Raw genomic sequence first — 6,343 nt, 5'->3', positions numbered from 1 at the left:
GACTGGACATGATGGATCGATTCCTGTTCTCGCCCTACGTCATCCGGCGGACTTGCTGTTAGCTGCTGGCCTCACCCAACCCTGACACGTAGGGCCTCCGCCGCTGGCGAGTGCGCAAATCCACCCCGTCGCCATGCAGCGCAGACGGCCACCAACGCCTCGCGACTCTGAGCGCCGACATCGATCGACTGCAAGCCCAAATCACCGAACTTCGCCAACTCCACACCGCCCTACACGACGCACTCGCAACCTGCCAATGCGCCGAATCCAGCATCGACGCGCACTCAGTCGAACGACCCGATGACCGCCCTCACATGTAGCGAACACGCCGACAGTCACGGCAGCCACACCCTCGCTCAACGGCGTGCGCACCGCCTAGGAACTCCCGCTTCGCGTCAGACCGACGGGACGCGGGTTGGACACGGTCGTTGCGTGACTACAGATGACGACACTCGACATCTGCAGTTGAGCATCGCATCAGTGGAGCTACCAGACGGCGTCCAGTTCCGAGCAGTACGTCCTCCGAATGCCCAAAGCCCCCCATGATGGTCGTACTCGACGGCGCGCGAGAGAACGTCCTGATGATGTGGTGACACCACTTCATCATCAACCGCTGGGTTGGGAACTCCGCGGCGGCTATGTCGACCCCGATTATGACCCGGCCGTAACCGCAGCCCGCGAAGTCGAGGAAGCCGGCTGGCGCTCAAGGAACGTGGAGCCCTTGGCCTCACTCCAGCCTTCGGTGGGTACGACGGACGCCCCGAACCTGCTGGTCGTCTCGCACGGCGCCGACCACATCGGCGACCCAGAAGACATCAACGAGACCCAACGCAACGACTGGATCCGTCTGGCCAGTCTCATCCCAGCTTCGCAGAGACCTCGTTCTTGACAATGGCATCGCGAAGTACGGCGGCCGCTTCGTCAGGCTTCAAGTTGAGGTCGTCAATCGCCTCGATTGTGAGGGGAACCTCGTCGAGGTAATACTCCCCTCGCCCAGCCTCGCTGAATTCGGGTCCATTCCGGTCGTCGAATGACCAGTCCTCGATCGTGGTGAGATAGAAGTGCTCTCGTTCGTCATCCCGTTCTATGACGTGGAACGGCTTCACGACCTTCGCGCGGCCGGCCAGCTCTTCATGAATCTCACGGTGCAGGGCCGCCTCGAGAGTCTCGTCGGTCGGTTCGACACCGCCGCCTGGGAATACCCAGTACGGCGGTATCCCCGGCCTGACACGCTTGATGAGCAGCATGGTGTCTGCAGGGGTGACCAGGATGGCCCGAACTCGTTCGATCATCGCGAGACCTTCCTCGAATGCTGGGGGCTTTCTGACTCACTCAGCCGACGTTGCGCTGCGAACGTTACTGCGGGGATCTGACTTGACCAGAGATCAGCTGGCTCGCGGTGTCGGGCCGCGCGATCTGGCTCGACCACATCCAGCCGAGCGAAGCTGTCAAGGGACGCGTCGGCGTCCTGGCTCTCAGCAAGCTTGGCCAGCAGCAGGATGAGGTCATGCGCGTGTAACAGATGCGCAGGGATAACGCCGAGTATGCGCATCGCCATGAAGGCTCTGATCTGTCCCATGAGGTCTGCCGGAGGCTGGTCGGCGGCCTCGGCGAGGTCAGATCGCAGCCAATGCAAGAGCCGCGTCACCGCAGCATGGCGACCAGCGCCAACGCGCCATGAGTAACGAACGTCGATTTTGCGGTGCTGCTCGGACACATCAACGTGCTGAAGTCGCGGCACGACGTAGGGTTCGAGGCTCAGGCGCAGTGTTCGGGCGTAGACCTCGGGCTGATAAGTCGGAACGAGCCATCCGCCCATCGCGAGCAGGTACCAGAGGAGGTTCGCAATCTCTCCCGCGAGCGTGTTGCGGCCCGCGCAGCCAAAGTCGAGCCAGCACAACGGCTCCGCGACATTGGGCTCCGTCGGATCTCCCTGAGTTAGGGCTGTCATCCAACGGCTGTCGGGGTTGAGCACCCGTCTCAGCTCGGGAACGAGCCGTCCGATGTCCAGGCTGCGCGGAACGCCGTTCACCATCAGGTCGTACCTTGACAGAGCGGCCAGGGCCACCTTCGGTGCGTTGGGGATCGCGATCGGCACATCCTGATAGGCATACCACGCGTCAATCCGTCCACCCGGGCGGATGCGGTCCTGGTAGAGGTTCGGAACGCAGTCGGCCAATCGCGCCACACGTCCGGTGCGCTTGGCGACTCGACAAAGATCACGGCAGATTCCGTCAACGAGGTTCTCCACACGGGGCACAACTGTCGGATCGCGGTCGGCGAGAGCGATCACGTCACCGAGGAGCAGGTGGCAGCGCCCTTCGGCGAAGACGTCCTCGTAAATCAACGCGTGCCGGTCGCCTGTCGTCGAGCGTCTCAGCAACGCTGGGACAGCAAGATGCTTGGAAACCTCCCGCCAGCCTGCCGATTCGGCGTCTGCCTCGGCTGCGGAGAGGATCTTACGGAAGCCGCCTCCACGCGGCCTCATGCCGCGTCTCCTGTTGGGACGAGAGTGGATAGCCACTGGTCCAGGACGAACGCAGCCAACCGCTGCGTCTGCTTCCACCTCATGCGGGCGTCTTTGAGTAGGCCACCGTGTTGTTCGGCATGTCTCCGGAGCAGAAATACAGTGAGTGCCTCGTCGTCAGATGGGCATTCAACACCTTCGAACCGAAGCATGATCTTCGCCAGAAGGGCTGTCACTTTGTACAGATCTCGCACCTCAGGCACCGGCCGGAGCAGCTGCCTGCGAAGCTCGACCGCCGCTTGGATTCCGTCCTGGACGCTTGCATCCACGTCCATATCAGCGTCAGGCACTGGTAGGGCGAGGTCGGGCCTACGCCAAAGCGGCATGACTGTGCCCGTTCCGATCAATCTCAGCACGTAGAGCAGCCGAGACGTGACCGCGCCGGCCTGGCACTCCGCCAACGTCACGATCGTGAGTCCGAGCTTTACACCGCCGAGCTCACTCGCCAACTCGTCCAGAACGGCGCGCAGGTGGGGCAGGCAGTCCTGCTCGGCGATGACGAGCACGTCCAGGTCGCTCCATCCTTGCTGATACTTGCCACGCGCCCCACTACCGGTGACGGCGAGCAGGTCGATGACGGGCGACACATCGGTGAGCCGATTGACGAGGGTTGAGAGGTAGGACGCCAGGTGGGCTGGCAGATTGAGCTTCTCGACAGGTGTTGCCGTCGGCGTAACGGTGGGCCAGGTGCTCGTCAGGACGAGGCGGTCGATCGTGCGCTCCAACTCAAGGCGGGTTCCGTTGTTATCGATGACCTCATCCGCGATACGGACGATCGCAGAAGCTCCACGATCCTGCTTCACCGCATCGCGCTCCGTCACGTCGGCCGGCCCGGCAGTCCCTCGGATGGCGCGCACAGCGGCCGAGGTTTCGACATACAGGACGGAGAGCTGACTACCAAGGAGCTTGCGGAGCTCCCTGGTGGAGTCGTAGTCGTGCAGGGACTCGACGGACACTGCGCCGAGGAAATGATGTGCCGCGCAGTATCGGTCGAGACTGTCGACAAGCAGCTCAGCACGAACGGCGGCGTCAGCTCGATAGGGCTGGTCGATGCCACACCGACTGGCCGCTTCCTCAATGAGGTAGCCGATCTTCAGTCGAGCATGGCCGTGAGAGGTACGCAGATACTCGCCAACCGTGCTCTTCCCGCTCTCGGACATACCGCCAAGCGCCAGCACCTGAATCCTGGCGAGCGCCGCTTCGGGCACCGCAGCATGGACCGTTCGAAGCTGGCGTCGCAGATCATTCTGGACGGCCAAGATCGAGCGACCACCGGCGACGATCCTGACCGCGAACCGGCGTTCGTCAACAAGTCGATGCAACTGGTCATGCAGGTACTGCTGATACGCCACGTAGGTCTCGGTGACCGCCGGTTCACGCTCCAAGCTCCGCGCCACACCGACAATCGGGTCATCGTCCTGTAGGAGTACGACTCCGAACTCGGATGCTTCCGTCCGGGCAATGTCGTGGCTGAACGGCTCCAGAAGCTGGCGTGCGCGATCCGCAGCCTGACGATGGCCGACACCTTCACGGACCGCGACGGTCGCCGCCACAGACGCTTCGAGCATCGGCATACCCCGATCCACGAGCCAGGTAGTCGCAGACAGCCTCGCGCGGGAGCGCTCGAGGTACGAGCTGGCAAGCACATCGGCCACCTCCTCCATCGAGGCCGTGTGGAACCACCAGTCGGCCATCCCGCCGTTCCTGATCGCCGGCCACCGCGAGTCGTAATGGTCCAACGGGCCCGCGAGGTGGGCGTCCCGGCCGACCCGGCGAGCAAGTATTCGGATCTGCGTGGTCTTCCCGACGTTGTCAGGCCCGCTGATTGCGATTGATAGAGGCGTGCCCGCGCTCGTGCCGTCGTCGCTGCCATATGCGTCGAGGGGCAAGTCATTGCTCCTTCGTCGAGCGGGGAGCTCACAGTTTGGGTGCGAGCGGGGCCTCTGCTGCTGGATCGACTCCACGGATGCTCCTTCATGGGCATTGCTCACTGCGCTGCGAACCAGATGCAGTGATTTGGAACGGCGGGCAGGCGCAGATGCAGGGATCGGTACGCCTGCCCACCGGGCTTAGGTCAGGACATCGGCAGTGGTTTCACTTGTGTGCCGCTCGGCCAACGCGGTCGCCTTGAGCGGCCACGAGCACGTTGGCGCCGAACTCCAGGAGGATGTTTCGTACTTCGATTGGGTGGCCGATGCTTGCGAGGTGGTGTAGGCCGGGCACGATCACGACATTCAGGCCAGAACTGTCAGCCAACTTCTCGAGAAGCGCTCGCCAGGCGAACGGACTCGTCTCAACACGCTCGATATAGATGGCTGCGAGCTCGCCGCCATCGGCCTGACAACACTCGACAATCCTTCGGCGCATAGCCGCGAGTTCCGAGTCGCCCATCATGAAGTGCTCATTGATGTATCCGAACGAAGTTCTTCGGTTCGTTGCAGTGGTGAAATCTGCGACGGCACACCGGCCACGCCCGAGGCAGCCTTGCGGCTGCTGAGGCTCGGGACCCATCGATTCCATGGAAGTAGGAAACCTGGCAGACCACCCGTTTGGGGATCAGCAGGAGAGACCAGCCGAAGGGAACAAGCTGACCGGTACACTCTGTGACGGCAAGATTGCAGACCGCGGAGGGGGCCGGATGCAGCGCCATGACCCATCCGATTTCGTCGTGCCTGACCAGTTCTGGGACCGACCCGACACACGCGAGGCGCTTCATGCCAGGGATGCCGGAGCGCTGTTCCAACTGGTCCGCAGGTACGCCGGTGCGAGCCAAACAGGACTCACTATGCGTACAGGCATCGCGAAGTCCGAAATCAGCGCGATCATGGCAGGCCGCCGCCGCGTCACCAGCCTTGAGCGCTTCGAGTCAATAGCTGACGGCCTTGGCATGCCCGACCACGCCCGTGTCCAGATCGGCCTCGCGCCGCAGGCGTCGAGCCGGCCGATCGCAGCGGGATCCGGTCCGGACGCCGCTCAGTCGCCGGCCGCGAAGGCTCCGGGTACGACACGGTCCGGGCGAGTATGGAGCATCCTCCCTCCCGTCAGAGGGTTTCGCGGCCGTGACAGCGAGATGGCTGCGATTGCGAGCTGCATGCCGACACACGACGGGAGTGACGGAGCTGTCGCAGCCGTGGCGGTGCACGGCATCGCCGGCGTTGGCAAGACGCAACTCGCCCGTGCGTACGCCGACAACCACAAGGACGACTACAGCCTCGGATGGTGGATTTCTGCCGAGACCAGGCTCGAAATCGCCACCGGGATCGGGCAGCTCGCCATCAGGCTCGGCGCGTCGGAGGAGTGGTCATCCGCGGAGCTGCTCAACTTCTTGTTTGAACAGCTGAGGAACCGTGAGTCGTGGCTCCTGATCTTCGACAACGTCGCGGCCGCGGCCGACGTCGAATCGTTCATTCCTCTCGACGGCGGACCTCGAGGCGAGGTCATCATCACGTCACGCAATCCATCGTGGCGCATGCTGGCGACACCGATCGGGATCGATGTTCTCGGAGTGGACTCAGCCTCGAAGCTCCTGGCCGACTGGAGCGACGATGAGGACTCGGCCACAGCCGAGGCTCTCGCCGTGGAGTTGGGCCAACTGCCGCTGGCCATTGAGCAGGCCGCCGCCTACACGGCAGACACATCGATCTCCCTCGGAGAGTACCTGGATCTCTTCCGCACGGAACGTGCGAGCCTGCTGGAGCAGGGCTCGGGACTCGCCTACTCAGGTGTTGACCGTCGTTTGCGATGACGACGTGGGGGTTGGTGTCCGTCGCTGACGTTTCAGACGTTGGCTGAGCGCCGGCGTGCGTGTCGATCTTT

General features: G+C 63.3%; 6 protein-coding genes. 2 read left to right on the top strand and 4 right to left on the bottom strand.

Annotation, left to right across the window (positions count from 1 at the left end):
- The first annotated feature begins 526 nt into the window (after positions 1 to 526).
- Positions 527 to 889, top strand: a complete 363-nt coding sequence (locus EV643_RS47145; RefSeq protein ID WP_202870074.1) for an NUDIX domain-containing protein — start codon at positions 527 to 529, stop codon at positions 887 to 889.
- Here the strand turns inward: EV643_RS47145 and EV643_RS43570 are convergent.
- The 4 genes from EV643_RS43570 to EV643_RS43555 all read right to left on the bottom strand — a co-directional run bounded on the left by EV643_RS43570 (position 858) and on the right by EV643_RS43555 (position 5,047).
- Positions 858 to 1,292, bottom strand: coding sequence for an NUDIX hydrolase (locus EV643_RS43570; RefSeq protein WP_133806109.1), 435 nt, complete (start codon positions 1,290 to 1,292; stop codon positions 858 to 860). The genes EV643_RS47145 and EV643_RS43570 overlap by 32 nt on opposite strands.
- Positions 1,289 to 2,488, bottom strand: coding sequence for a hypothetical protein (locus EV643_RS43565; protein WP_133806108.1), 1,200 nt, complete (start codon positions 2,486 to 2,488; stop codon positions 1,289 to 1,291). Before EV643_RS43565 ends, EV643_RS43570 begins: the two co-directional genes overlap by 4 nt.
- On the bottom strand, positions 2,485 to 4,416 hold the full coding sequence (locus EV643_RS43560) for a nucleotidyltransferase domain-containing protein (protein ID WP_202870073.1): 1,932 nt from the start codon (positions 4,414 to 4,416) through the stop codon (positions 2,485 to 2,487). Before EV643_RS43560 ends, EV643_RS43565 begins: the two co-directional genes overlap by 4 nt.
- 205 nt (positions 4,417 to 4,621) lie before the next feature.
- Positions 4,622 to 5,047, bottom strand: coding sequence for a hypothetical protein (locus tag EV643_RS43555; RefSeq protein ID WP_133806107.1), 426 nt, complete (start codon positions 5,045 to 5,047; stop codon positions 4,622 to 4,624).
- A gap of 118 nt (positions 5,048 to 5,165) precedes the next feature.
- Here EV643_RS43555 and EV643_RS43550 point away from each other — a divergent pair, with 118 nt between their 5' ends.
- A complete protein-coding gene (locus EV643_RS43550) occupies positions 5,166 to 6,272 on the top strand; it encodes a helix-turn-helix domain-containing protein (RefSeq protein ID WP_166665813.1) in 1,107 nt (368 codons plus the stop codon).
- The last annotated feature ends 71 nt before the right edge of the window (positions 6,273 to 6,343 follow it).

Source organism: Kribbella caucasensis, assembly GCF_004361855.1.
In the GTDB taxonomy this organism is placed as follows: Bacteria; Actinomycetota; Actinomycetes; order Propionibacteriales; family Kribbellaceae; genus Kribbella; species Kribbella caucasensis.
This window is presented reverse-complemented; position numbering and strand designations above follow the sequence as displayed.